Genomic DNA, 21966 nt, shown 5'->3' with positions numbered 1-21966 from the left:
CGAGATGACCTTAGCCACACTTTTTTAAGTCTATTGCTTATCCACGATTCGGCTTATAGTTCAATATTTTCAATCTTATGTGCTTGCAACACGTAAGAATATTTAGGTGCACGCATGGAAATCAAGGTTAATTATCTCGACAATCTTCGACAAGAAGCGAAGTTTGATGACTTTACGGTAATCGCCGATCAGCCGATTCGTTACAAAGGCGATGGTTCTGCACCCGGCCCATTCGATTATTTCCTTGCGTCATCTGCATTATGTGCGGCTTACTTTGTCAAAGTGTATTGTGCTGCACGTGATATTCCAACCGATAACATTCGTTTATCACAAAACAATATTGTTGATCCTGAAAATCGCTATAAACAGATTTTTAAAATTCAGGTGGAATTACCTGCTGATATTTCTGAAAAAGACCGGCAAGGCATTTTACGTTCAATTGACCGTTGTACGGTTAAAAAAGTAATCCAAACGGGCCCAGAATTTATCATTGAAGAAGTTGAAAGTATTGATGCTGATGCGCAAGCTTTGTTGATGCCAAGCCTTGCTTCGGAAAGCAGCACCTATATTGCGGGTAAAGATCTGCCATTAGAACAGACCATTGCCAATATGTCAGGAATTCTAGCTGGTTTAGGCATGAAGATTGAAATTGCATCTTGGCGCAATATCGTACCAAATGTCTGGTCGTTGCATATCCGAGATGCACAATCACCAATGTGCTTTACCAATGGTAAAGGCTCTACCAAAGAAAGTGCTTTAGCTTCGGCTTTGGGTGAGTTTATTGAGCGTTTAAATTGTAACTTCTTCTATAACGACCAATTCTGGGGTGAGGACATTGCCAATGCAGAATTTGTACATTATCCAGATGAGAAGTGGTTTAAACCGGGTCCAAATGGCGAATTACCCAAAGAAATTTTGGATGGATATTGTCTCGAAATTTATAACCCAGATGATGAATTGCTGGGTACACATTTATACGATACCAACTCAGGTAATACGGAACGTGGTATTTGTTCATTGCCCTTTGTACGTCAATCCGATGATGAAATTGTCTATTTCCCATCAAACCTGATTGAGAACTTATATCTCAGTAATGGTATGAGTGCCGGCAATACCTTGGCAGAAGCGCAGGTTCAATGCCTATCTGAAATTTTTGAACGTGCGGTTAAGCGTGAAATTTTAGAAGGTGAAATTGCCTTACCAGATGTGCCACAAGAGGTATTGGCAAAATACCCAAGTATTGTGGCAGGTATCCAAGGTTTAGAGGAACAAGGCTTCCCAGTCCTTGTAAAAGATGCGTCATTGGGTGGTCAATTCCCAGTGATGTGTGTGACTTTAATGAACCCACGTACAGGCGGCGTATTTGCCTCATTTGGTGCGCACCCAAGTTTGGAAGTGGCTTTAGAGCGTAGTTTGACTGAATTGTTGCAAGGCCGTAGTTTTGAAGGTTTAAACGATTTACCGCAACCGACATTCCAAAGCAATGCAGTCACTGAACCAAACAACTTTGTTGAACACTTCATTGATTCAAGCGGTTTGGTCTCTTGGCGTTTCTTTAGCGCCAAATCGGATTATGATTTTGTTGAGTGGGACTTCACCAATGAAGGTGAAAATTCAAATGCTGAAGAAGCAGCTGCATTGTTCGGCATCCTTGAAGAAATGGGCAAAGAAGTCTACATGGCAGTGTATGAGCATTTAGGTGCAACTGCCTGCCGTATCTTGGTACCTGATTATTCTGAAATTTATCTGGTTGAAGATTTAATTTGGGATAATACCAATCGAGCGATCTTATTCCGTGAAGATATTCTCAATTTACATCGTTTAGATGAAGAGCAACTGGAAGCTTTAGTTGAGCGTTTAGAAGAATGTGAACTGGACGATTACACCGAAATCACCACCTTGATTGGGATTGAGTTTGATGACAATACGGTATGGGGACAATTAACCCTGCTTGAATTAAAACTGTTGATCTATCTTGCTTTAGAGCAGTTTGAAGAAGCGAAAGAATTGGTTGAGACTTTCTTGCAATACAATACCAACACGGTAGAACGTGGTTTGTTCTATCAATGCATGAATGTGGTGCTGGAAGTCTTACTCGATGATGAAATGGAGCTTGAAGACTACCAAACCAATTTCCGCCGTATGTTTGGCAATGAGCGTATGGATGCTGTAGTGGGTTCTGTTGAAGGCACAGTTCGTTTCTATGGTCTCACCCCAACCAGTATGAAACTGGAAGGGCTTGATCGTCATTTACGTTTAATTGATAGCTATAAGAAATTGCATAAAGCACGTGCGAAAGCGGTTGGCTTAAATGGCTAAAACACAATAAATATTGTTTTAAAAAGTGCATGTTGATCATGCACTTTTTTTTTAGAGCCGATAAAACTTTGTTTTTTAGTCACTCAAAATTTTAGTAAATGGATAGCTTGACCTTGCAATTATTGGAAGGACTACAGTGTCTTTCATAAAGGTAACTGTGCCACATGAAATAGAAACTCTCATCTATTGACGGTGTCACTTCCTTTATTTTCATCCATATAGCATATCAATCACATCTGAAATGAATGTGATGCTGCTGAATAGAAAGGAAACAATAATGAGTGAACAACAATCGGCAATAACGCCTAACCAAAATGATTCAAGTGATATTTATAGTCTCTCTACGCGTGCTTATATGGAACTAAAGAGCCGTATGCAGGTTGATATGCAAATCAATTATACAGGCAATGCCGACATCGATTTTATGCGTGGAATGATTCCACATCATCAAGTCATCGTGGATATGGCCAAGGTCGCCTTGAAATATGGTTTTGACCCAGAAATTCGAATGCTGGCAAAAAATATTATTTTGGCACAAGATATTGAAATTAAAGTGATCAATGCTTGGTTAACAAGGCATCTATTATAAAGCTTTCGATCTTATTCCTGATTTGATAGTTCCATCAGTAAGAGGTTGAATCACAACAGTCTTTTATTGATTACAGTTTTTCGTAATTAGATAGAAAGGTAGCAATTATGCCTAAGATAACCGTGCTTCCACATGAAAAAGTCTGTCCAGAAGGGGCTGTTGTTGAAATAGAACCTGGCGCAAACCTCTGTAGAAGCTTACTTGATCATGGGATTAACATTGAACATGCTTGTGATCTATCAGGCGCCTGTACCACCTGCCATGTGATTGTAAGTAAAGGCTTTGAAAATTTACAGGACATGGGGGATATAGAAGCTGATCTATTGGATCGGGCGTGGGGCTTGAGTCCAGAATCAAGACTCTGTTGTCAGGTGAATATTCAGGATCAGTCTTTAGAAATCGAGATTCCTAAATACACCGTCAACTATGTGTCAGAAAAGAAAAAGTGATCACCTGAAAATAGTATTTATTTTAATGTGTAAAAGGCTTGACCTTACCATTATGGTAACCTTTATAGTGTGTATATCTTCTTAAATAACCGAATGGAGTTTTACGATGGAATTTCATGTTGAAAATATGACCTGTGGTGGCTGTGCACGTGGCGTAACCCGTGCAATCCAAGCGGTAGACGCCAATGCAAAAGTGATTACTGATCCACCTAACCGCAGTGTTAAAGTTGAAACTACAGCCTCACAGCAACAAGTAGTTGAGGCTTTATCAGAAGCCGGTTTTCCACCACGTTAATCTGTAGATGAATACAAAGCGGCTGATATAGCCGCTTTTTTGTATCTATGGAATGGATAAAAAATAAAAGGCGATCATAAGATCGCCTTTTATGCTGTTCTACTTGCGCCCAGTGAGTGGGGATAGCGAGAGCAAATCATTATGATGATGGATGTCCTTCATTTCATGACTTGGCTCTTTTAAGCCTTCCAGAATCGGACAGTCGGGGCGATTGTCACCCGCACAGCAATCGACCAAGTTCTGGAGTGTTTGTGCCATTTGCTCTAGGTCTTGAATACGTTGTTCTAGCTTATGGATATGTGCTTGCGCCAATTGCTTTACATCAGCGCTATGTCTGTTGCGATTATTCCATAGGTCGAGTAAATCAGTAATTTCTATAACTGAGAATCCTAACTCACGACTACGTTTGATAAATTTTAAACGTTCCACATCATTGTCAGAATAAGAGCGGTAGCCTGCATTACTGCGACCCGCTGCTGGAATTAAACCAATCTGCTCGTAATAACGAATCATTTTGGTGGTCACACCTGAAGCTTGAGACACTTTACCAATATTCATAGGATCCTCCATTAGCCTCTAGCTACAGATGGCGGTTGGAAACGGCGTAAACGTAAGGCATTACCCAGTACAAACACACTTGAAAGTGCCATTGCCGCTGCGGCAAAAATCGGCGACATTAAGATGCCATACGCTGGATACAACACACCCGCAGCCACAGGGATCAATAAGGTGTTATAAGCGAAGGCCCAGAACAAGTTTTGATGAATATTGCCAATGGTTGCTTTAGAGAGGGCAATTGCATTGGCAACGCCTTGCAAGTTCCCAGACATCAGTACGACATCCGCAGATTCAATCGCAACATCTGTACCTGTTCCAATCGCAAGACCCACATCGGCTTGAGCCAATGCTGGTGCATCATTAATACCGTCACCCACAAAGGCAATATTGCCATATTTTGCTTTCAATTCCTGTACGGCATTGACTTTACCCTCAGGTAGAACTTCGGCAATCACTTCATCAATCCCGAGTTGTTTGGCAATCGCATGTGCGGTACGCGCATTGTCACCGGTAATCATGGCGACTTTTAGACCCAGTTGATGTAGTGCTTGAATGGCAGCAGGAGTGGTGTCTTTGATTGGATCGGCAACTGCAATAATCCCTGCCAAAGTGCCATCAATCGCCACATAGAGTGGAGATTTACCTTCATCGCCCAAACGTTGTGCTGTATGGGAAAATGGCGTGATATCCAGTCCAAGTTCAGTCATATAACGGTCTGCACCAATATAGATGTTCTGGTTTTCATTTACGGTAGCATTGACACCCATACCCGTCACTGAATCAAAGCGATCAACTTTTGCGAGTGACAGACCTTCATGTTTAGCTGCATCGACAATCGCTTTGGCAATCGGATGTTCTGAAAGAGATTCAACAGCTGCAACTCGACTAAGCACCTCATTTCGCTCAAAGGCTGCTGTTACCTCGAAATCAGTGAGTACTGGATGACCTTCAGTTAAGGTACCTGTTTTATCCACCGCAACCACTTGGGCATCTTTTAACAACTGTAATGCTTCACCTTTACGGAATAGGATGCCAAGTTCTGCACCACGTCCAGTACCAACCATAATCGACGTTGGTGTTGCCAAGCCCATGGCACAGGGACAGGCAATAATCAACACAGCGACGGCATTGACCAGTGCAAAGGTTAATGCAGGAGAAGGACCAAAAATTAGCCAGACAAGGAAGGTGAGTAGTGCAGCAATCATTACCGCAGGTACAAACCATAAAGTCACTTTATCGACCACAGCTTGAATCGGCATTTTAGAGCCTTGCGCTTGCTCGACCAGACGAATGATCTGCGCCAGCATGGTATCGCCACCGACAGCAACTGCTTTAAAACTTAAAGTACCATTCTGGTTAATGGTTCCACCCACCACTTGGTTGCCGACGTTTTTCTCAACAGGAATCGGTTCACCAGTAATCATTGATTCATCGACAAAGCTTTGGCCTTCAATCACTTCACCATCAACAGGAATTCTTTCACCCGGCTTTACAATCACGAAATCGCCCGCAAGCACTTGATCGATCGGAATATCGACCACCTGATTATCACGAGAAACATGGGCAACTTTTGCTTGTAGGCTGACTAAACGCTGAATGGCTTCTGATGTTCGACCTTTGGCCTTGGCTTCAAGAAAGCGACCGAGCAAGATTAAAGCCACAATCACAGCGGCGGCTTCGTAATAGACATTTACCGTTCCAGCGGGAAGCAAATTTGGTGTAAAAGTCGCAACCAAAGAAAATAGATAGGCTGCTAATGTGCCGACTGCGACCAAAGAGTTCATATCAGGTGCTAAACGGAATAAAGCAGGGAGACCTTTGCTATAAAAACGGCGACCCGGAATAATCAGGACCAAGCTGGTTAAAATGAATTGGAGATACCAACTATTTTGCATACCGATGGTTTGTTCAATCAGATGATGAACACCTGGTATTAAATGAGAGCCCATTTCCAAAATAAACACAGGCAATGCTAAAACTGTCGCAATAATCAAGTCTCGCTTAAGCTCAGCTCTTTCTTGATCTTTTTTCTCGAGTTGTTCGCTTTGATCAGGAATGGATGCTTGAATCTCTTTGGCATCGTAACCTGCTTTATCGATGGCTGCGATTAAGCTTTCCACGCTAGCCGTACCTGTTACGGTAGCGCGTTCTGTGGCTAAATTGACATTGGCTGTTTCTACGCCACTCACCGCATTCAGGGCTTTTTCAACACGACTAACACATGAAGCACAGGTCATGCCTTCAATCGATAACTCGACCTTGCTGGCAGGGACGTCATAACCTGTTTGTTCAATCGCTTGAATCAGTATCTGTCGATCGACAGGTTTGGCAAGGGTAATATCTGCACGTTCTGTGGCTAAATTTACAGAGGCAGATTGGACGCCGTCAACTTTGTTGAGTGCAGTTTCAACTCGGCCGACACAACTGGCACAGGTCATACCTTCAACCTGCAGGCTGACTTTCATATTATTCGGCGATGTTTTTGTTTGCGTTTCCATAAGTTATACCTATAGAGATGATCTGATTGCTTTCAGCATAGACCTTGACATTATGGGAAGGTCAAGCAGATTTATCAACTTTTAGGCTGTTATTTATAAATGCGAAGAAAGAATTGTACTTTGAACAGGATTAAAACTGGTCCTATTCATCTATTTATTCTGAGTCATTATGTTTCTATCGGCTTTATAGGAAAAGATAGCAATCCATGGATTGACCCTTAGCTTGATCAGATACAAGTCAATCCATAGAAAAACTTAATTTATTGTAAAAATTTCGCTTGTAAGGCAGTGGCTGTGGCAAATATCTTTTGATACCCCTGTGGCAGAATTCGTTGCAAGAGATCTACCGCTTTGGCATCTGCACCAATGAGGAGGCGACGTTTATTTTTGAGTACGGCGCTAAGAATCTGATTTGCTGCCTCATCAGCGGGTGTTCTTAAAATTTTGTCGAAAGCTTGCTGACTTTTCACAGGGTCCATCCCTAACATTTCGACACTGTTATTAATCCGCGCAGCTTTAGCAATATTGGTCCGAATTCCACCTGGATGTACGCAGGTTGCACTCACGCCTGAATCTTGTATATCGAGTTCTTGACGTAAAGACTCGGTAAAGCCGCGAACTGCAAATTTACTCGCGTTATAAGCACTTTGAGTGGGCTGCGCCGTCAGCCCAAACATACTTGAAATATTAATGACATGTCCATCACCACTTTGTTTTAGATAGGGTAAAAACTCTTTGGTGCCGTATACCACACCCCAAAAATTAATCCCAATCAACCATTCAAGATCTTCATAGCTAACGCCTTCAGCGGTGCTGCCGATGGCAACTCCCGCATTATTAAAGATCAGATTGACTTGCTGATGCTGTTCAACCACGCTTTTAGCCCAATTTGCCATGTCTTGACGATTAGCGACATCAAGCACTTGTACTGTAATTTTGACTGGATATGACTTTAATAAAGTTTGGGTTTTGGCCAGACCGAACTCATTTACATCTGATAAAGCCAGATGGCAGCCTTGTTTTGCCAATGCAATTGCAAGTGCCTGACCGATTCCTGAACCTGCGCCTGTAATGGCTGCAACTTTGTTATTGAATGATTTCATTTAAACCGCCATTTGTTTTTCTAAAGCTTGTATCTGAACAGCCGTCGGTGAGGATTTTGCAATTTGAGTATAATTTTCCAGATCAAAACGACGCGTGCGCTGACGATATTCCAATGTGAAACCCGGCCAATTATTGGTATTTTTCCCTGTCGCGGTTTGATACCAACTGGTGCAACCTTGTGACCACATGGTTGACTTCATTCTTTCTTGGATTTCCTGATTAAACTGGGTCTGGATTTCACCTTTCAGGTCGGTAAAGGATAAATTGTTTTGGATATGGGTCTGAACTGCATCTAGAATATAGTTCACCTGACTTTCAATCATATACACGATTGAGTTATGCCCAAGATTGGTATTTGGGCCATACAGCATGAAGAAATTAGGAAAGCCACTCACGGTTAAGCCTAAATAAGCTTCTGCACCATCTCCCCATTGTTGTTTGAGGGTCTTGCCATTGAGTCCAGTAATTTGCATCGGTGCCATAAACTCAGTTGCAGCAAAACCTGTTCCATAAATAATGGCATCGACTTCACGTGCTTTCCCATCTTTATCGATAATACCTGTTTCAGTGACTTCCTGAATTGCGGTATTGATCACCTCGACATTGGGGCGAACCAGACTTCGATACCAATGATTAGAAATCAGAATACGTTTACAACCAATCGGGTAGTCGGGCATCAGACGGTGGCGAAAATGAGGATCCTTGATTTCTTCACGGATATGCCGCTGAAAAATATATTCCGCCAAAGGAATTTCATTCAGCGTTGCAGTAAAGCTTTTAAGGCGAATTTCGTTATAACTATATTGAAAGACGCGATCAAGACTTTGTAGAATCGGTAGTTTTTGGAAAACTTTTCGTTCCAATTTTGAATAAATACGGTCTGGCTTGGGAATGACATAAGGTGCGGAACGCTGATAGATATCTAGATGAGCAACTTGTTTGGCAATTTCAGGCACAAACTGAATCGCACTGGCACCGGTACCAATCACAGCCACACGTTTGTTATTCAGATCATAGTCATGATCCCAACGCGCTGAGTGAAAGCTTTTGCCTTTGAAACGATCCAGTCCTTTTATTTTAGGATAGGCTGGCCGATTGAGTTGACCAACGGCTGCAATCAGAAATTCTGCCTCGAATTTTTCTCCTGTTCGTGTTTGGATATGCCAAACACCTTGTGTTGCTTCAAAGTCCGCACTGACAATTTCAGTATTAAATTGGATATGCGGATAAAGCTGATATTTATCAGTGCAATGTTTTAAATATTGGTGAATTTCCTGTGATGAACCATAGCGATTTTTCCAGCCAAGCTCCTGTTCAAAAGAAAAAGAATATAGGTGAGAAGGGACATCACAGGCAGCGCCAGGATAAGTATTGTCACGCCAGACACCCCCGACATCATTCGCTTTTTCAAATAAGGTAAATTGTTCAAACCCAGCAAGTTTCAGCTGAATCGCCAAGCCTAAACCACCAAATCCTGTTCCAATAATGGCGATACGAATATTTTTATTTGAAGATAATTGTTGTTTCAACATAACTGACTCGAGAAAAAAAATCATGTATAGCTCGCAGAATAATCGTTTCATGCATTGATTTAGAGGATGGATGAGGACAAAATATTGTGATTAGCGGACATTGAGAAATATGCTTGAAGTACTTATGGACATATGAACGTAGTATCCACAGTGTTCGTCTCATGGCAGATTTTGCTTCTGAACTGGGCGTGAGTCATGCCCAGATCCTCAAGGGGACTGGACTGGAGCAGCAACAGCTACTCGATCCGAATATGCTGGTGACTGGACAGCAAGAATTACAGCTTATCGGTAATTTAGTCGAAAAATTTGGACAGAGACCGTCCCTTGGCTTAGCCGTTGGCCAGCGTTATCACTTTACTGCCTTTGGCTGTCTAGGTTTAGGCTTGATTAGCAGTGCGAATATTCGTGAAGCACTCAACTTTGCTTTGGCTTATTTTCCTTTATCTTTTGCTTTTAGTCAGTTTCTCGTATCAGAACACCCAGAGACTGGTAATATTCAAATCGAAATTGTGGTTGATGAAAGGATTCCGCAAGTTTTATGGCAATTTATTATTGAGCGAGATGTTGCTGCCTTGATTACAGTTCAACAAGATCTGATTCGAGAGCATCTGTGCCAAAAAGTTGTATTTGCTTTTCAGCCTCAGGCAGAAATTCAGTCTTATCGAGAGTTATTTGGCATTACACCCGAATTTGGTGGATCAAAAAACTTTGTTGTATTAAATGCCGAAAAAATAGATCAAAAGCTCAGTATGGCTAATGAGCTGGTGTTACATTCAGCTGAACAACAATGCCAACAAATATTGGACAAGCGGCAATCTCAAAAAAAATATACCGAGCAAGTTCAGCAAATCTTAATGAATAGCAGAGGGGAAATTCCTTCAATGGAAGAAGTTGCGAATCGTTTATGCCTAAACTCCCGAACCTTACGGCGTTATTTAGCTCACGAACAAACCACCTTTATTAAAATCAGGGAGGACATCCGAAAAATTCTGGCAGATTTATATTTGTCTTCAACCCAAACTTCGATTGAGCAAATCTCAGAATGGTTAGCTTATGCTGAACCCGCCAGTTTTATACATGCTTATAAACGTTGGTACGGCAAAACACCACATGCAAGCCGATTAAAAAATAAAGTGTAGAAAATAACGACTCAGTGGCATATAAAAGATTAACGAAAAGGAATAACTGTTCATCTTTATTCTAGAGTGGGCAGGTGTCAGGAAGATAGAAAGGTAGCAGGTAATGCTTTTAGAACACGACTTAAGTCCATCCGAATTTAGTCTTTTGTCAGAAATATTATGGAAATTAGGTTCTGGAAAAGGACAGGAGAGTTTACGTGAAACAATGTTGGTGGATATCGCGACTTTATTAAGAGCTGATTTTGCTGCTTCTTATATTTGGGATGCAAAACAGCATCTATCCAAACAAGGCATTATGTGGCAAATCGATCCTAAAGCAATTCTAGAATATGACCGTATTTGGCAGCACGATGACCCGATTACGTCTCGGCTGCGGGAACGGCAACAAGCAACTTTCGTTAATGAAATCATTTCTATATCAGAATTAAAAAAAACCGATTATTACAATGAGTTTCTACGCCCTTATGGTCTGTATCATGGGTTAAATATCTATTTTGTCCGAGATGGGATAGATCTAGGTGATTTACGTATTTGGCGTGCTCAAGATTCAGCGATGTTTAGTGAACGAGAAAAGAGAATTTTAAACTTGCTTGAACCTTATATGACCCAAGCCTTAGCGATAGGTTTATCAACTCAATACGGTTTGACCCAGCGGGAGGAAGAGGTGGTCATGTTGGTGTGCAAGGGATTGAGTGATAAATATGTTGCCAACTTACTGGATATCAGCTTCACCACGGTGAGAACGCATTTAAAAAGTGCCATGAAAAAAATGGGTTGTCATAATCGTACCGAAATGGCTGCATTGATGCATGCTTAATGATCTCCTCAATTTTGAGGATATTCAATAGATTTAAAACGGTACAAATTATAAAAATAATTACTTAAATGGATTTTAAGTCAAAATGTTAAATGTGAATGAAAAGGTAGATCAGGACCAAGAATTTCAACTGCATAGAGCGACAATCAAGGAAATTACAGCATTGGTTGCTGAGCGCAAAATTTCTTGTGAACAATTGGTCCATTTCTATTTTGAAAAGATTGATGCGCAGCAGTCCCTCAATGCTTTTATTAGTCTTGATTATGCTGCAGCGCTTCAGCAGGCTCAGTTTTGGGATCAATCGATTGAAGAAGGTAAACCTTGTCCTGCATTAATCGGGGTATTGCTGGCGGTTAAAGATAATATTCATGTTGCTGGTTTTAGCAATACGGCAGGAACCCCTGCTTTAACCAGATTCAGACCCAAAGTAACGGCTCCAGTGATTCAAGCATTGATTGATCAAGGTGCGATTGTTGTGGGTAAAGCCAATATGCATGAGCTGGCATTTGGGGTCACAGGCTATAACACTGCAATGCATATTGACGGGGTTGTTGGCACACGCAATGCGGTGAATCCTTTACATATTGCGGGTGGTTCTTCTTCTGGAAGTGCCGTTGCAGTTGCCGCAGGTATGGTTCCTATTGCTATTGGAACGGATACAGGAGCTTCGGTCAGATTACCCAGTGCCTTGAATGGCTGTGTTGGTTTTCGTCCAACGGTTGGACGCTATACTCAAGAGAGTATTACGCCAATCTCGCATACACGAGATACCGCAGGCCCAATGGCACATTCGGTATCAGATATCATATTGATTGATCAATTGATTACTCAACAACAGATCCCAGCTCGTATATCGACGCAATTCATCAGGCTTGGGGTATGTGCATATTTTTGGGAAGATCTGGATGAAGAGGTTAAGCAACAGGCTGATCAGGCACTACAACTTTTAAAAAATGCTGGAATTGAAATCATCCGTGTAGAAATGCCTGAGTTAGAGCAACTGAATCATCGTATTTCATTTCCTGTGGTGATCTACGAAGGCAAATATGACCTGATTGAATATTTAAAGAAACATGAGATCGGAATAGATATAGATGCTATTGTGGAGCAAATTTCAAGCCCAGATGTGCAGCAGCTTTTTAAGCAGAATATTTTACCTGAATTGATTGTAGATGAAACGGGTCAACCTGTGGCAGTCGAAGCTTTATATCACGATGCGATCACAACGGCTCGACCACAATTGCTTTCACTCTACGAGAAAACCTTCAGTGAGCATCAACTGAATGCTTTAATTTTTCCAACCTCTGCCATTGTTGCGCCACTGGCAAATGAGCAAGTGAGTTCAATTGAAAATTTTCAAGCACTTATTCGTAATACCGACCCAGGCAGTAATATTGGTTTACCAGGGCTAAGTTTGCCGATTGGTGTTGGAGAAAAATCAAAATTACCAATTGGATTGGAAATTGATGGTTTACCGCATACGGATCATGAAATATTGGCGATTGGGCAAGTATTAGAACAGATTTTTAGTGGTTTAAATCATCACTAAAATAACCTCGGTCTCAGTACAAAGCCCGTTTCATTGAGAATGGGCTTTGTTTGTCATTTGAAATAAGCACCGATATCATTCTGATTAGATCGATAAGAACAAATGATACAAATTGAAATGGCAAATCCACAGATGCAAATCTAGTATTAAGCGTACTTTATAAAAACGGTTTAAATTTGTTTTATGTTTTTTAATAAATTTTTAGGTGTTTGTGTTTTAAGTAGCATGTTTGCAATCAGTGGCTGTCAAAAAAACGAGCCACATTCCAAAGAAAAAATAGAAGATGTGAGTCAATCTGGTTTAAAACTGGATGCAGTACAGATGATGACGCATTTACAGGCTTTTGAACAAATTGCCAAACAGCATGGTGGCAATCGCGCTGTGGGTACGCAAGGCGGTTTGGCAAGTGCAGATTATATTTTAAATCAAGCCAAGCAAGCAGGTTTTAAAACAGAGATTCAGACTTTTGAAAATCGGGAAAAAACCAAAGGCCAAAATATTATTGTAGAGATTCCTGGTGAATCAACACAAAGCGTGATCTTGCTCGGTGCACATTATGATTCGGTCAAAATGGGGCCTGGCATCAATGACAATGCATCAGGCGTGGCCTTATTGCTCGACTTGATGACACAATTATCGAGCCAAAAAATACAGCCGAAAAACACCATTTATTTGGCATTCTGGGACTCAGAAGAAGTCGGTATTGCGGGTTCTCAAGCGTATGTGGAGAAGCTGACTGCTGAACAATTAAAGTCGATTAAAGCTTATATCAATCTTGATATGGTCGGTACTAAAAATCCTGAAATACTGATTGCAGATGGAGATAAATCATCTGTGGATGAGATGGAAAAAATGTTAAAAGAGCGTGGCATGCAGGAACAGGACTATAAGCCCTTACTCGATGGTTTGCGTAGTCTACCGAGCCATGCCGGTGATTTAGCATTAGAAGAAACGCTTAAGGCGTTTTTTAAAGCAAAAAATCTCAAAATTAAAGAAGATGTTTCGACTTTAACTGCCAGTGATACAGCGCCGTTCTTAGGTAAAGTTCCAGTGACTGCTGTCATCTTGTTTAATGAGCAAATGAAAGGGGATGAACTTGAGTTCGCGCCGTGTTATCACAAAGCATGTGATACGATTGAGCAGGTTGATCCAAAGTCAATGCAATTGGCAGGTGATGCAGTTATTCATTTATTAACAGTCCTAGATAAATAATAAGATCGAATTGAGAGATCTTGTATATTTGATGAGTCAATTGTACGGTTAAGCCTGCAATAGAAATGACAAAATTGTCATTTTCAGGTCATGCTGTTGTTGGACTGCCTGTTCTATCCTATAGGAAGTTAAGAGAGAATAGGTGAATAGAAATGAAAGCATTGGTTAAACTCATCTTTATCCTATCATTTGCGACAACAGCGAGCTTAAGTTATGCAGATGGTGGTTTAATGTTCTTGGAAAAAAACCAAGAGCGTAATGCAACTGTACAAGGTGGCAATGGTCAAAATCAGGCAAACTAGGATTTAATTTTGTAAGAACCCTACAATTTCTCCCAAATTGTAGGGTTCTTTATATGTTGCAGTCATTCGACTTTAAAAATCATTCGAAAGACAATATTTTCTCCTTCGATAAATACATCAATTTCCGCGCCGTGAATTTCGATAATCGACTTGGTAATGGCCAGCCCCAGACCTGTACCATCTTCGGCCTTGTGTCGTGATGAGTCCAGACGATAAAAGCGGTCAAAGAAACGAGAAAGCTGCAAAGGGCTTAAAGTCTGCATTTCAGTAGACACTTTGTTTTTAATCTGAATGATCGAGTGCTGATCATTTTGGCTGAGCCTGACTTCTAAAGTCGAGTCTGACTCGCCATATTTAATTGCATTCGAGATTAAATTATTAAAGGCTCTACGAATCATCGCAGGTTCGGCCTGAATAGATGCCTGACCTGTTTGCTTGAGCTGTATCTGCTTTTCTGAGGCAAAGGCTTCAAAGTATTCAAACAGTACCCGCATTTCTTGCTTTAAATCGATTTCCTTTTTGTTTTTCAATGCGAGATTGTGATCCGATTTGGCAAGAAATAACATATCTGAAATCATTTTTGCCAGATGTTCATATTCTTCTAAGTTTGAAAATAATACATCTTGATATTGCTCAATGGTTCTTGGCTTGGTCAAGGAAACTTGGGTCTGCATCATGAGATTATTGATTGGCGTCCTGATTTCATGGGCCAAATCACTTGAGAATGCAGAAAGTTTATCGACTGAGATTTCTAAACGGTTCAGCATGTCATTAAATGCAGTTGCCAATGGTGTGAGTTCAATTGGTATATTACTCAGATCAAGGCGGTTGGACAGATTATTTGCAGAAATGTTTTCTGACAGTTTTGCCATTTTCCGAATCGGGCCAAGACCTTGCCAAGTGGCTAACCAACCTAAAAACATCAGGCCAATCACACCGAGTAGACCAATCATCAGTAACTGCCGTTTAAAAGAGTGCAAGAAGTAGTAATTATCAGTCACTTCAATCGCAGCAATAATTTGCATGTTTTGATTACTTTGATCATAGCGAAGGTTTTTATTGATCATGATACCTTGATAATTCTGATCCTTATTTTTCCAGTTAATCCATTGCCCATCTTTATTTTGAATCAATTGGCTCAGGTCCGCATGGTTATTCTTTTTGTTATAAATGGTTTGGCCATTTGCTAGTTTGATCTGGATCACCAGATTATCGTGCCCAATCAAGGCTTCATCTAAACCATCTTTAAAATTACTTGGTTTTTGTTGGAAGAGATTTTCGATCAGTTGAATTTTGCCTTCAATTTCTTTTTGGTTTTGTTGATAAAAATAATTGACCACATGTTGATTGACGAATATTCCCATGACGATCAAGATCAGCGTCGTGAATAAGGTAGAAATAAAACTGATTCGAAAGCCAATTGAACGGAATAACTTATTTCTCATCTTCGATCTCTAGGACATAGCCCATGCCACGGATGTTTCTAATCAGTTTGGGGCTAAAATCGGTATCAATTTTATTTCTCAATCGACGAATTGCGACTTCGACCACGTTAGTATCACTATCAAAATTGATATCCCAAACCAGTGCAGCAATCAGTGATTTAGGTAAGACTTCACCTTGACGGCGCATAAATAGTTCTAATAATGAAAACTCTTTGGCGGTCAGGTCAATCCGTTGTCCAGAGCGCACCACACGCCGTTTAATCAAATCAAGATGTAAATCTGCAACGGCATAGAAGGTTTGCTCTTCTTTAATTTGCCCACGTTTTAATAGAGTTTTAATCCGTGCGAGTAATTCAGCAAAGGCAAAGGGTTTAATCAGGAAATCATCTGCACCGAGTTCTAAGCCTTTGACTCGATCTTCAATCTGGTCTTTGGCCGTAAGAAACAGCACTGGGAGGAAAGTATTTACTTTACGAATTTCAGTGAGGATTTTCCAGCCATCCAGTTTCGGTAGCATCACATCCAAAATAATCAGGTCATATTGTTCCGTTACAGCAAGATGTAAACCTGAGATACCATCCTGACTCCAATCCGTCACATAACCAGCTTCGGTTAAGCCTTTTTGCAGATAGTCACCCGTTTTTTGTTCATCTTCAACTAGAAGTATTCGCATGCTTTCATCGCGCCTAAAGTTTTATCGTGTCATTTTAGCGTTAAAGAGAATGAGAGTTTTATAAATGACAAAATTGTAATATTGCTGTCAGCTTCTCGACATTAATCAATTAACTTTTAAAAATAATAGCATTATGCATGTTGAATTTGATTTTAGGAAAGATGCTTCACTATCTTTTGTTTAAGCCAAAAATCTACACTGAAATAACGACCACCACCGAGGACTATCAGTGCAATCAGCATAATCAGATAGGTCACTGCAAACTCAATTCCATTATTCAGTATGACCAATGAACCGCTTGATGTTAGCCAATCATAATTGCCATAGTTTTCTAAAATTTCTCGTGCCTTTTCCAATTTCTCAGCGGAGGCCAAGACTTGAGGATTGGCAAAGGGTGCATTCGGATCAGCTATAGCCTGCCAGCCATTTGGTAGATGAACTGTAACGATAGCCACGAACATGGTGATGATCAATGGGATACTGATTAAGCGGGTAAAAAGACCGAGGGCTAAAAGAATCGCGCCTGCGAGTTCGGTCGAAGTTGCTAATGTTGCCATCAGATAGGGAAAAGGCAAAGCTAAGCCCCAATCGCTATTGCCAAACCATTCCACCGTATTTTGAAAATGCATGAGCTTATTTGTGCCTGCCATCCAAAAGATCGGAACTAAGTAGCATCGCAAGGCAAGTGCTGCAATGCCATCTGCATGTTTGAGTACCATGCAAATGTTTTGATAGTGCTGAGCGAGAGAATAAACAATGTTTTTCATGGTCATTTCACACCGAATAGGACTGATTCATCTTTAGTCGGGCGAGGATTGCATTTCTTACATTAAATTTTTTTATTTGCATTGTAATAAATCCTGTTTGTCTCCGTCTAACTCTATGTACCTGTGTACAAACCGAGCATTTACCTTAAAAGGAATAGACCGATGAGCAAACTTAATTCAATGACCTCAGTTGCAGCATTATTGGCATTATCAGTTGCTGGTGTAAGCCAAGTGACCGTTGCCGCAACGACAACTGCAACAGAAGCCCATGCAAGCAAAGCTGCTGATGGAAAGTGCGGTGAAGCGAAATGTGGCGCCAATAAAGCAAAACAACAGCAAAAGTCTGCTGAAGCCAAATGTGGTGCTGCAAAAAAAACTGCGGATGCCAAGTGTGGCGCAGCCAAGAAAGCAGCTGATGCAAAATGCGGCGCTGATAAAAAAGTGGCTGACGGCAAGTGTGGTGCCAAATAAACCATTCGATCATGGGGGATGTCGGTCTAAAGCTTAGATCGACATTATTTCAATAAAAGGAGTGTATGCATGGCTGAATTGTTAGGTGTAGGTCTTGGGCTAAGGCGTGAATTTATTGATGAATTTATAAATGCTGAGTCACATCCCGATTTTATCGAAGTGGCTCCTGAAAACTGGATGGGTTTTGCGGGTCGGCATGCCAAACTTTTAGCCCAATGTGTAGAGAAAGCGCCTTTAATCTGTCATGGACTGTCTTTATCCATTGGTGGGCCGCATCCTCTTAATTATGAATTTATCCAACAAGTTAAAAATTTTCTACAACGTTATCAAGTACCGATTTATTCAGAACATTTAAGTTATACCCATGATGGTGGTTATTTATATGATTTATTACCGATTCCGATGACACAAGCAGCGGTTAAATATGTAGCTGAACGAATTTTACGTGTGCAAGATATTTTAGGACAGCGACTGGTGATCGAAAATGTTTCCACCTATTTAATGCCCAATGCAGAAATGCGTGAAGCTGAATTTGTACGTGAAGTACTGCTCAAAGCAGACTGTGAATTACTACTGGATGTGAATAATGTCTATGTGAATAGCGTGAATCATGGCAGTGATGCTTATGCATTTATTGACGCAATGCCGAAAGAGCGAATTCGTTATTTACATATTGCGGGACATCAACAAGTTGAACAAAACCTGTTGATCGACACCCATGGTGCTGAAATTAGTGATCCAGTTTGGCAACTCCTTGGATATACCTATCAGGTTTGTGGAGTTAAACCCACCTTACTGGAACGAGACTTTAACATTCCATCCTGGCAACAGTTACAAGATGAATTGACCAGTATCAAAAATATGCAGCAGGAGGGTCGTGATGAAGGCAAAGCCAATCTCCTTTCATACCACGCAGCGACAGTTTTGTGACTGGATTCGTGATCCTGAATTAGAGCTACCACAAAACTTTTCAGCGCAGCGCATGCAGGTCTATCGGGATTTGCTATTTAATAATGTTTGTTCATTTATCAACTTGGTATTTCCTGTTGCACGTAGTATGTTGACGGAGCCGAAATGGCAACCGTTATTAGCAGAATTTTTTCAGAAATCACAGTGCCAATCACCATTATACAATGATATTTCTTTACAGTTTCGAGAATACTTAAGCACCCAGCAACATCCTGCACTGCAAGAATTCCCTTGGTTGGCAGAGTTATTACAATATGAATGGCTTGAACTCTATTTAGATACGGTAGAAATCGAAATGCCGATTCTGACAGAAGATCAAGACTGGCAATTGACTACCCAAGTATGGATATTGGCCTATCAATATCCTGTTTATCGCTGGACAACAACCATGAAGCTTGAACAGGTGGAACCAGTGCCAAGCGCTATTCTGGTATGGCGGGATGATCTTGATCAGGTCTGTGTTGAGGTCGTGTCACCTTTATACGCTGCGATGATCGAATTGATCCAACAGAATAAGGTCATTGAACAAGCGCTACAACAATTGATTAAATCAGTACTTCCTGATTTTGATGAAGAGGAGGTGCAACTACAAATCTATGGGTTAAAAGCATTCTTAACTCGGTTAAGATTAATTCACGTTCCGCATAATAATGATGAGATACAGGGATGAATTCAGCTTCAGCACCAGATCATGATGATCTACTTCATCAGTTGCACAATCCTGCTTTTTTACAAGATTTAAGACAGCAAATGATTAAATTCGCTGTCTTGCAGCTTGCTTCATTGCCGCAGGCGGAAGATGTGGTTCAGGAAGCACTGACCAGTGCCTTTCAACATCTAGATTCATTTACAGGACGGGCGGCTTTTAAAACTTGGGTGTTTGCGATTCTTAAAAATAAGATTATTGATTTGATTCGGCAGAAATCTCGTTTAGTCAGTATGAGTGAACTCTTTAGCGATGAAGAAAGTGAACTCAGTATAGAGGCCTTATTTGATGCTTCAGGGCATTGGCATAAATATGAAGCGCCGCAAGCTTGGCTAAGCCCAGAAGAGATGATGGAGCAACAAGATTTCTGGATAATCTTTGATGCTTGTCTCAATCATCTACCTGCTAAATATGCGCAGGTATTTATGCTGCGTGAAATGATTGAGCTGAGTAGCACTGAAATTTGTGAGAAACTTGAACTGACAGTTTCACATTTTAATGTATTGATGTATCGCAGCCGAACACGGTTACGTGAATGTTTAGAAAATAAATGGTTATTGCAGGAGGATTGTTCATGTTGACATGCCGCCAAGCCACCCAATTATTATCCGAAAAGCAGGATAGGCCATTATTACGACTTGAGCAGACACATCTACAGCTACATGTATTGGCTTGTCGTTCCTGCCGCCGTTATGGCAAACAAATCAAGAGTTTAAGCCAACTTGCAAAAGCGTTTAGGCAGGTTGATCAAAAATAGATTGTTTGTGTCATGTTCTCCAAACAAAAAAAGGAAATCATCGGATTTCCTTTTTTGTGATCAATATCTAAAACTTATAGTTTGGCTTGACGTTGTGCGATGTATTTTTCGTTAAAGAAACCACCCAATGGAATAAAGGCCAGCACAAATAATCTGAACAATTCAATGCCAGACCAGAGTGAAGCGGTGCGCACTAAGTTCCAAAGATAAAATAAAAACGCCAGACCATGAATAGGTCCCATGATTTTTGTCGCGATCGGTAAATCAAATGCGTACTTTAAGGGAATTGCCACAACAAATAACAACAATAAAGTCACGGCCTCGAGTACAGAGGCAAATCGCAGTTGTTGCAATTTTTTTGTCATCACGCTCATCACTTAGCTCCAGGAGATTAATAAATGAATCAAAAATTAACGCAGCATATCATCTTTAAGCACTATCGCATTGATATTGTTGGTAACGATTCTTATTTGATCATGCTAGTAAAAGGGGGATCGTATGGTAGCAAAAGAAAAGAATTTGCTACAGATTCAAGGCATGACCATGATGGGTAAGAATCTATGTTGATTAAAATTAAGTCTGTTTAATTTTTAATATATTGATATTTAATTAAATAATAATTTTTTTTATTCGAATAATTTGTTGTTTGTATTAGAAGGCGAATGTGAATCTAAAGTTTATGCAACTTGTTGCATAAACTCTTTTATCTCGATATGATGAAGTGAATCTATAAAAGTGAAATGCTTCTTATTTCTAAAATTAGCTATATCTATTTGAAATGATGAGTATCTTAAGGATAAAACGAATGTCAAAAATTCCAGAATTAATGAAAAATCTGAGACTCCCTGTAATTGGTTCGCCGCTATTTATTATTAGTACGCCCAAGCTGGTGTTGGCTCAATGCAAAGCAGGTGTAATTGGCTCGATGCCGGCATTGAATGCACGACCTGCTGAAAAATTGGAAGAATGGTTGAAAGAAATTACCGAAGGAATTGCTGAACATAATGCTTTACATCCAGAGCGACCTGCGGCACCTTTTGCAATTAACCAGATCGTGCATAAAAGCAATAATCGTCTTGAACATGACATGGAACTCATCGTCAAATACAAAGTACCGATTGTGATTACGTCTTTGGGTGCACGAACCGAGATCAATGATGCCACCCATAGCTATGGTGGTGTGGTCTTGCATGACGTCATCAATAATACCTTTGCCAAGAAAGCCATAGAAAAAGGGGCGGACGGTTTGATTGCGGTTGCAGCAGGTGCAGGTGGTCATGCAGGCGTGAAGAGTCCATTTCCATTAATTCAGGAAATCCGCGAATGGTTCGATGGACCGCTGGCTTTATCGGGTGCGATCTCTACGGGTGATGCGGTTCTTGCTGCGCAGGCAATGGGGGCAGACTTTGCTTATATTGGTTCAGCATTTATTGCCACCCATGAAGCTAATGCTGAAGACGCTTATAAGCAGGCGATTGTCGATCATAATTCAGATGAGATCGTGTATTCCAACCTATTTACTGGTGTACATGGTAACTATCTTGCACCAAGTATTCGCGCGGCGGGTCTTGATCCTGCTCATTTACCTGAAGGTAATCTGAAAGATATGGATTTCAGTACACCGAATGAAGATGGTACACAGCACAAGGTCAAACCATGGCGTGATATCTGGGGATGTGGTCAAGGTTTAAATGCAATCAAAGCCACCACTTCTGTTGAAGAACTGGTAAGTCGGCTTGAAAGAGAATATCTTGCAGCAAGAAAACGTCTCATGCTTTAAGTTTTAAAATCAGGCCTTAATTTCTAAGGCCTGAG

Annotated in this window: 24 protein-coding genes; 16 read left to right on the top strand and 8 right to left on the bottom strand. The window is 40.8% G+C overall.

All coding sequences use genetic code 11. The features are described 5' to 3' along the window. Positions 1 to 114: 114 nt before the first annotated feature. The 4 genes from NG55_RS00560 to NG55_RS00545 all read left to right on the top strand — a co-directional run bounded on the left by NG55_RS00560 (position 115) and on the right by NG55_RS00545 (position 3652). The gene (locus NG55_RS00560) at positions 115 to 2319 is read left to right on the top strand and encodes an OsmC domain/YcaO domain-containing protein (protein WP_065341983.1); all 2205 of its coding nucleotides are present in this window, start codon (positions 115 to 117) and stop codon (positions 2317 to 2319) included. 277 nt (positions 2320 to 2596) lie between these two features. Continuing rightward, a complete protein-coding gene (gene copM / locus NG55_RS00555) occupies positions 2597 to 2908 on the top strand; it encodes a CopM family metallochaperone (protein WP_016540064.1) in 312 nt (103 codons plus the stop codon). A 107-nt stretch (positions 2909 to 3015) separates the two neighbouring features. Continuing rightward, positions 3016 to 3357, top strand: coding sequence for an ISC system 2Fe-2S type ferredoxin (fdx, locus tag NG55_RS00550; RefSeq protein WP_065341982.1), 342 nt, complete (start codon positions 3016 to 3018; stop codon positions 3355 to 3357). Positions 3358 to 3463: 106 nt separating this feature from the next. Further along, positions 3464 to 3652, top strand: a complete 189-nt coding sequence (locus NG55_RS00545) for a heavy-metal-associated domain-containing protein (protein ID WP_004653564.1) — start codon at positions 3464 to 3466, stop codon at positions 3650 to 3652. Positions 3653 to 3751: 99 nt separating this feature from the next. Here the strand turns inward: NG55_RS00545 and cueR are convergent, their stop codons facing one another. The 4 genes from cueR to NG55_RS00525 form a co-directional block, all read right to left on the bottom strand. Then, positions 3752 to 4210: a Cu(I)-responsive transcriptional regulator gene (cueR, locus tag NG55_RS00540; protein WP_016540066.1), complete on the bottom strand. Its 459-nt coding sequence runs from the start codon at positions 4208 to 4210 to the stop codon at positions 3752 to 3754. An 11-nt stretch (positions 4211 to 4221) separates the two neighbouring features. After that, positions 4222 to 6708 (bottom strand): heavy metal translocating P-type ATPase, encoded by a 2487-nt coding sequence (locus tag NG55_RS00535; protein WP_065341981.1) that lies wholly within the window; start codon positions 6706 to 6708, stop codon positions 4222 to 4224. Positions 6709 to 6968: 260 nt separating this feature from the next. Further along, positions 6969 to 7811: an SDR family NAD(P)-dependent oxidoreductase gene (locus NG55_RS00530; protein WP_065341980.1), complete on the bottom strand. Its 843-nt coding sequence runs from the start codon at positions 7809 to 7811 to the stop codon at positions 6969 to 6971. Beyond that, positions 7812 to 9344 carry a flavin-containing monooxygenase gene (locus NG55_RS00525; protein WP_065342683.1) on the bottom strand — a complete coding sequence of 511 codons (1533 nt, stop codon included), beginning with the start codon at positions 9342 to 9344 and terminating at the stop codon, positions 7812 to 7814. 113 nt (positions 9345 to 9457) lie between these two features. Here NG55_RS00525 and NG55_RS00520 point away from each other — a divergent pair, with 113 nt between their 5' ends. The 5 genes from NG55_RS00520 to NG55_RS20930 all read left to right on the top strand — a co-directional run bounded on the left by NG55_RS00520 (position 9458) and on the right by NG55_RS20930 (position 14363). Beyond that, positions 9458 to 10483, top strand: coding sequence for an AraC family transcriptional regulator (locus tag NG55_RS00520; protein WP_065341979.1), 1026 nt, complete (start codon positions 9458 to 9460; stop codon positions 10481 to 10483). A gap of 103 nt (positions 10484 to 10586) precedes the next feature. Continuing rightward, positions 10587 to 11300 (top strand): response regulator transcription factor, encoded by a 714-nt coding sequence (locus NG55_RS00515; RefSeq protein WP_065341978.1) that lies wholly within the window; start codon positions 10587 to 10589, stop codon positions 11298 to 11300. An 85-nt stretch (positions 11301 to 11385) separates the two neighbouring features. Then, positions 11386 to 12849, top strand: a complete 1464-nt coding sequence (iaaH, locus tag NG55_RS00510; protein ID WP_065341977.1) for an indoleacetamide hydrolase — start codon at positions 11386 to 11388, stop codon at positions 12847 to 12849. 183 nt (positions 12850 to 13032) lie between these two features. After that, a complete protein-coding gene (locus tag NG55_RS00505; protein WP_065341976.1) occupies positions 13033 to 14061 on the top strand; it encodes a M20/M25/M40 family metallo-hydrolase in 1029 nt (342 codons plus the stop codon). 152 nt (positions 14062 to 14213) lie between these two features. Continuing rightward, positions 14214 to 14363: a hypothetical protein gene (locus NG55_RS20930; RefSeq protein WP_016540074.1), complete on the top strand. Its 150-nt coding sequence runs from the start codon at positions 14214 to 14216 to the stop codon at positions 14361 to 14363. 62 nt (positions 14364 to 14425) lie between these two features. Here NG55_RS20930 and NG55_RS00500 read toward each other — a convergent pair whose 3' ends face one another. The 3 genes from NG55_RS00500 to NG55_RS00490 form a co-directional block, all read right to left on the bottom strand. Next, positions 14426 to 15808 (bottom strand): heavy metal sensor histidine kinase, encoded by a 1383-nt coding sequence (locus tag NG55_RS00500; RefSeq protein WP_065341975.1) that lies wholly within the window; start codon positions 15806 to 15808, stop codon positions 14426 to 14428. Next, positions 15798 to 16481: a heavy metal response regulator transcription factor gene (locus NG55_RS00495; RefSeq protein WP_004653555.1), complete on the bottom strand. Its 684-nt coding sequence runs from the start codon at positions 16479 to 16481 to the stop codon at positions 15798 to 15800. The genes NG55_RS00500 and NG55_RS00495 overlap by 11 nt, the downstream gene beginning before the upstream one ends. A 152-nt stretch (positions 16482 to 16633) precedes the next feature. After that, positions 16634 to 17248: an HvfX family Cu-binding RiPP maturation protein gene (locus NG55_RS00490; protein ID WP_065342682.1), complete on the bottom strand. Its 615-nt coding sequence runs from the start codon at positions 17246 to 17248 to the stop codon at positions 16634 to 16636. 162 nt (positions 17249 to 17410) lie between these two features. On the opposite strand from NG55_RS00490, the gene NG55_RS00485 reads away from it, so the two are divergent. The 5 genes from NG55_RS00485 to NG55_RS00465 all read left to right on the top strand — a co-directional run bounded on the left by NG55_RS00485 (position 17411) and on the right by NG55_RS00465 (position 20151). Next, complete coding sequence (locus tag NG55_RS00485; RefSeq protein WP_065341974.1) at positions 17411 to 17719, top strand: HvfA family oxazolone/thioamide-modified RiPP metallophore; 309 nt, start codon at positions 17411 to 17413, stop codon at positions 17717 to 17719. 69 nt (positions 17720 to 17788) lie between these two features. After that, on the top strand, positions 17789 to 18649 hold the full coding sequence (locus tag NG55_RS00480) for an HvfB family MNIO-type RiPP peptide maturase (protein WP_065341973.1): 861 nt from the start codon (positions 17789 to 17791) through the stop codon (positions 18647 to 18649). Continuing rightward, on the top strand, positions 18600 to 19358 hold the full coding sequence (locus NG55_RS00475) for an HvfC family RiPP maturation protein (RefSeq protein ID WP_065341972.1): 759 nt from the start codon (positions 18600 to 18602) through the stop codon (positions 19356 to 19358). Before NG55_RS00480 ends, NG55_RS00475 begins: the two co-directional genes overlap by 50 nt. Beyond that, the gene (locus NG55_RS00470; RefSeq protein WP_065341971.1) at positions 19355 to 19975 is read left to right on the top strand and encodes an RNA polymerase factor sigma-70; all 621 of its coding nucleotides are present in this window, start codon (positions 19355 to 19357) and stop codon (positions 19973 to 19975) included. Before NG55_RS00475 ends, NG55_RS00470 begins: the two co-directional genes overlap by 4 nt. Beyond that, complete coding sequence (locus NG55_RS00465) at positions 19969 to 20151, top strand: zf-HC2 domain-containing protein (protein WP_065341970.1); 183 nt, start codon at positions 19969 to 19971, stop codon at positions 20149 to 20151. The genes NG55_RS00470 and NG55_RS00465 overlap by 7 nt, the downstream gene beginning before the upstream one ends. A gap of 74 nt (positions 20152 to 20225) precedes the next feature. On the opposite strand, the gene NG55_RS00460 is transcribed toward NG55_RS00465, so the two are convergent. Next, a complete protein-coding gene (locus NG55_RS00460) occupies positions 20226 to 20525 on the bottom strand; it encodes a DUF3817 domain-containing protein (RefSeq protein ID WP_065341969.1) in 300 nt (99 codons plus the stop codon). 24 nt (positions 20526 to 20549) lie between these two features. Here NG55_RS00460 and NG55_RS20925 point away from each other — a divergent pair, with 24 nt between their 5' ends. Together NG55_RS20925 and NG55_RS00455 are read left to right on the top strand one after the other, a co-directional pair. Then, on the top strand, positions 20550 to 20705 hold the full coding sequence (locus NG55_RS20925; protein WP_023269738.1) for a hypothetical protein: 156 nt from the start codon (positions 20550 to 20552) through the stop codon (positions 20703 to 20705). 251 nt (positions 20706 to 20956) lie between these two features. Continuing rightward, the gene (locus NG55_RS00455; RefSeq protein WP_023269739.1) at positions 20957 to 21931 is read left to right on the top strand and encodes an NAD(P)H-dependent flavin oxidoreductase; all 975 of its coding nucleotides are present in this window, start codon (positions 20957 to 20959) and stop codon (positions 21929 to 21931) included. Positions 21932 to 21966: the final 35 nt, after the last annotated feature.

It is taken from the genome of Acinetobacter gyllenbergii, assembly GCF_001682515.1.
Taxonomy (GTDB): domain Bacteria; phylum Pseudomonadota; class Gammaproteobacteria; order Pseudomonadales; family Moraxellaceae; genus Acinetobacter; species Acinetobacter gyllenbergii.
Note: the sequence above shows the minus strand (reverse complement) of the source record. Positions and strands in the feature narration are given on the sequence as shown.

Bases quoted from the DNA above. Each gene is read 5' to 3' on its own strand.
- NG55_RS00455 (WP_023269739.1), top strand. From the start codon at position 20,957: ATGTCAAAAATTCCAGAATTAATGAAAAATCTGAGACTCCCTGTAATT.
- NG55_RS00535 (WP_065341981.1), bottom strand. From the start codon at position 6,708: ATGGAAACGCAAACAAAAACATCGCCGAATAATATGAAAGTCAGCCTG.
- copM (WP_016540064.1), top strand. From the start codon at position 2,597: ATGAGTGAACAACAATCGGCAATAACGCCTAACCAAAATGATTCAAGT.
- NG55_RS00500 (WP_065341975.1), bottom strand. From the start codon at position 15,808: ATGAGAAATAAGTTATTCCGTTCAATTGGCTTTCGAATCAGTTTTATT.
- NG55_RS00495 (WP_004653555.1), bottom strand. From the start codon at position 16,481: ATGCGAATACTTCTAGTTGAAGATGAACAAAAAACGGGTGACTATCTG.
- cueR (WP_016540066.1), bottom strand. From the start codon at position 4,210: ATGAATATTGGTAAAGTGTCTCAAGCTTCAGGTGTGACCACCAAAATG.
- NG55_RS20925 (WP_023269738.1), top strand. From the start codon at position 20,550: ATGAATCAAAAATTAACGCAGCATATCATCTTTAAGCACTATCGCATT.
- NG55_RS00525 (WP_065342683.1), bottom strand. From the start codon at position 9,344: ATGTTGAAACAACAATTATCTTCAAATAAAAATATTCGTATCGCCATT.
- NG55_RS00505 (WP_065341976.1), top strand. From the start codon at position 13,033: ATGTTTTTTAATAAATTTTTAGGTGTTTGTGTTTTAAGTAGCATGTTT.
- fdx (WP_065341982.1), top strand. From the start codon at position 3,016: ATGCCTAAGATAACCGTGCTTCCACATGAAAAAGTCTGTCCAGAAGGG.
- NG55_RS00475 (WP_065341972.1), top strand. From the start codon at position 18,600: ATGAAGGCAAAGCCAATCTCCTTTCATACCACGCAGCGACAGTTTTGT.
- NG55_RS00490 (WP_065342682.1), bottom strand. From the start codon at position 17,248: ATGAAAAACATTGTTTATTCTCTCGCTCAGCACTATCAAAACATTTGC.
- NG55_RS00545 (WP_004653564.1), top strand. From the start codon at position 3,464: ATGGAATTTCATGTTGAAAATATGACCTGTGGTGGCTGTGCACGTGGC.
- NG55_RS00560 (WP_065341983.1), top strand. From the start codon at position 115: ATGGAAATCAAGGTTAATTATCTCGACAATCTTCGACAAGAAGCGAAG.
- NG55_RS20930 (WP_016540074.1), top strand. From the start codon at position 14,214: ATGAAAGCATTGGTTAAACTCATCTTTATCCTATCATTTGCGACAACA.
- NG55_RS00470 (WP_065341971.1), top strand. From the start codon at position 19,355: ATGAATTCAGCTTCAGCACCAGATCATGATGATCTACTTCATCAGTTG.
- NG55_RS00485 (WP_065341974.1), top strand. From the start codon at position 17,411: ATGAGCAAACTTAATTCAATGACCTCAGTTGCAGCATTATTGGCATTA.
- NG55_RS00480 (WP_065341973.1), top strand. From the start codon at position 17,789: ATGGCTGAATTGTTAGGTGTAGGTCTTGGGCTAAGGCGTGAATTTATT.
- NG55_RS00515 (WP_065341978.1), top strand. From the start codon at position 10,587: ATGCTTTTAGAACACGACTTAAGTCCATCCGAATTTAGTCTTTTGTCA.
- NG55_RS00465 (WP_065341970.1), top strand. From the start codon at position 19,969: ATGTTGACATGCCGCCAAGCCACCCAATTATTATCCGAAAAGCAGGAT.
- NG55_RS00530 (WP_065341980.1), bottom strand. From the start codon at position 7,811: ATGAAATCATTCAATAACAAAGTTGCAGCCATTACAGGCGCAGGTTCA.
- iaaH (WP_065341977.1), top strand. From the start codon at position 11,386: ATGTTAAATGTGAATGAAAAGGTAGATCAGGACCAAGAATTTCAACTG.
- NG55_RS00460 (WP_065341969.1), bottom strand. From the start codon at position 20,525: ATGAGCGTGATGACAAAAAAATTGCAACAACTGCGATTTGCCTCTGTA.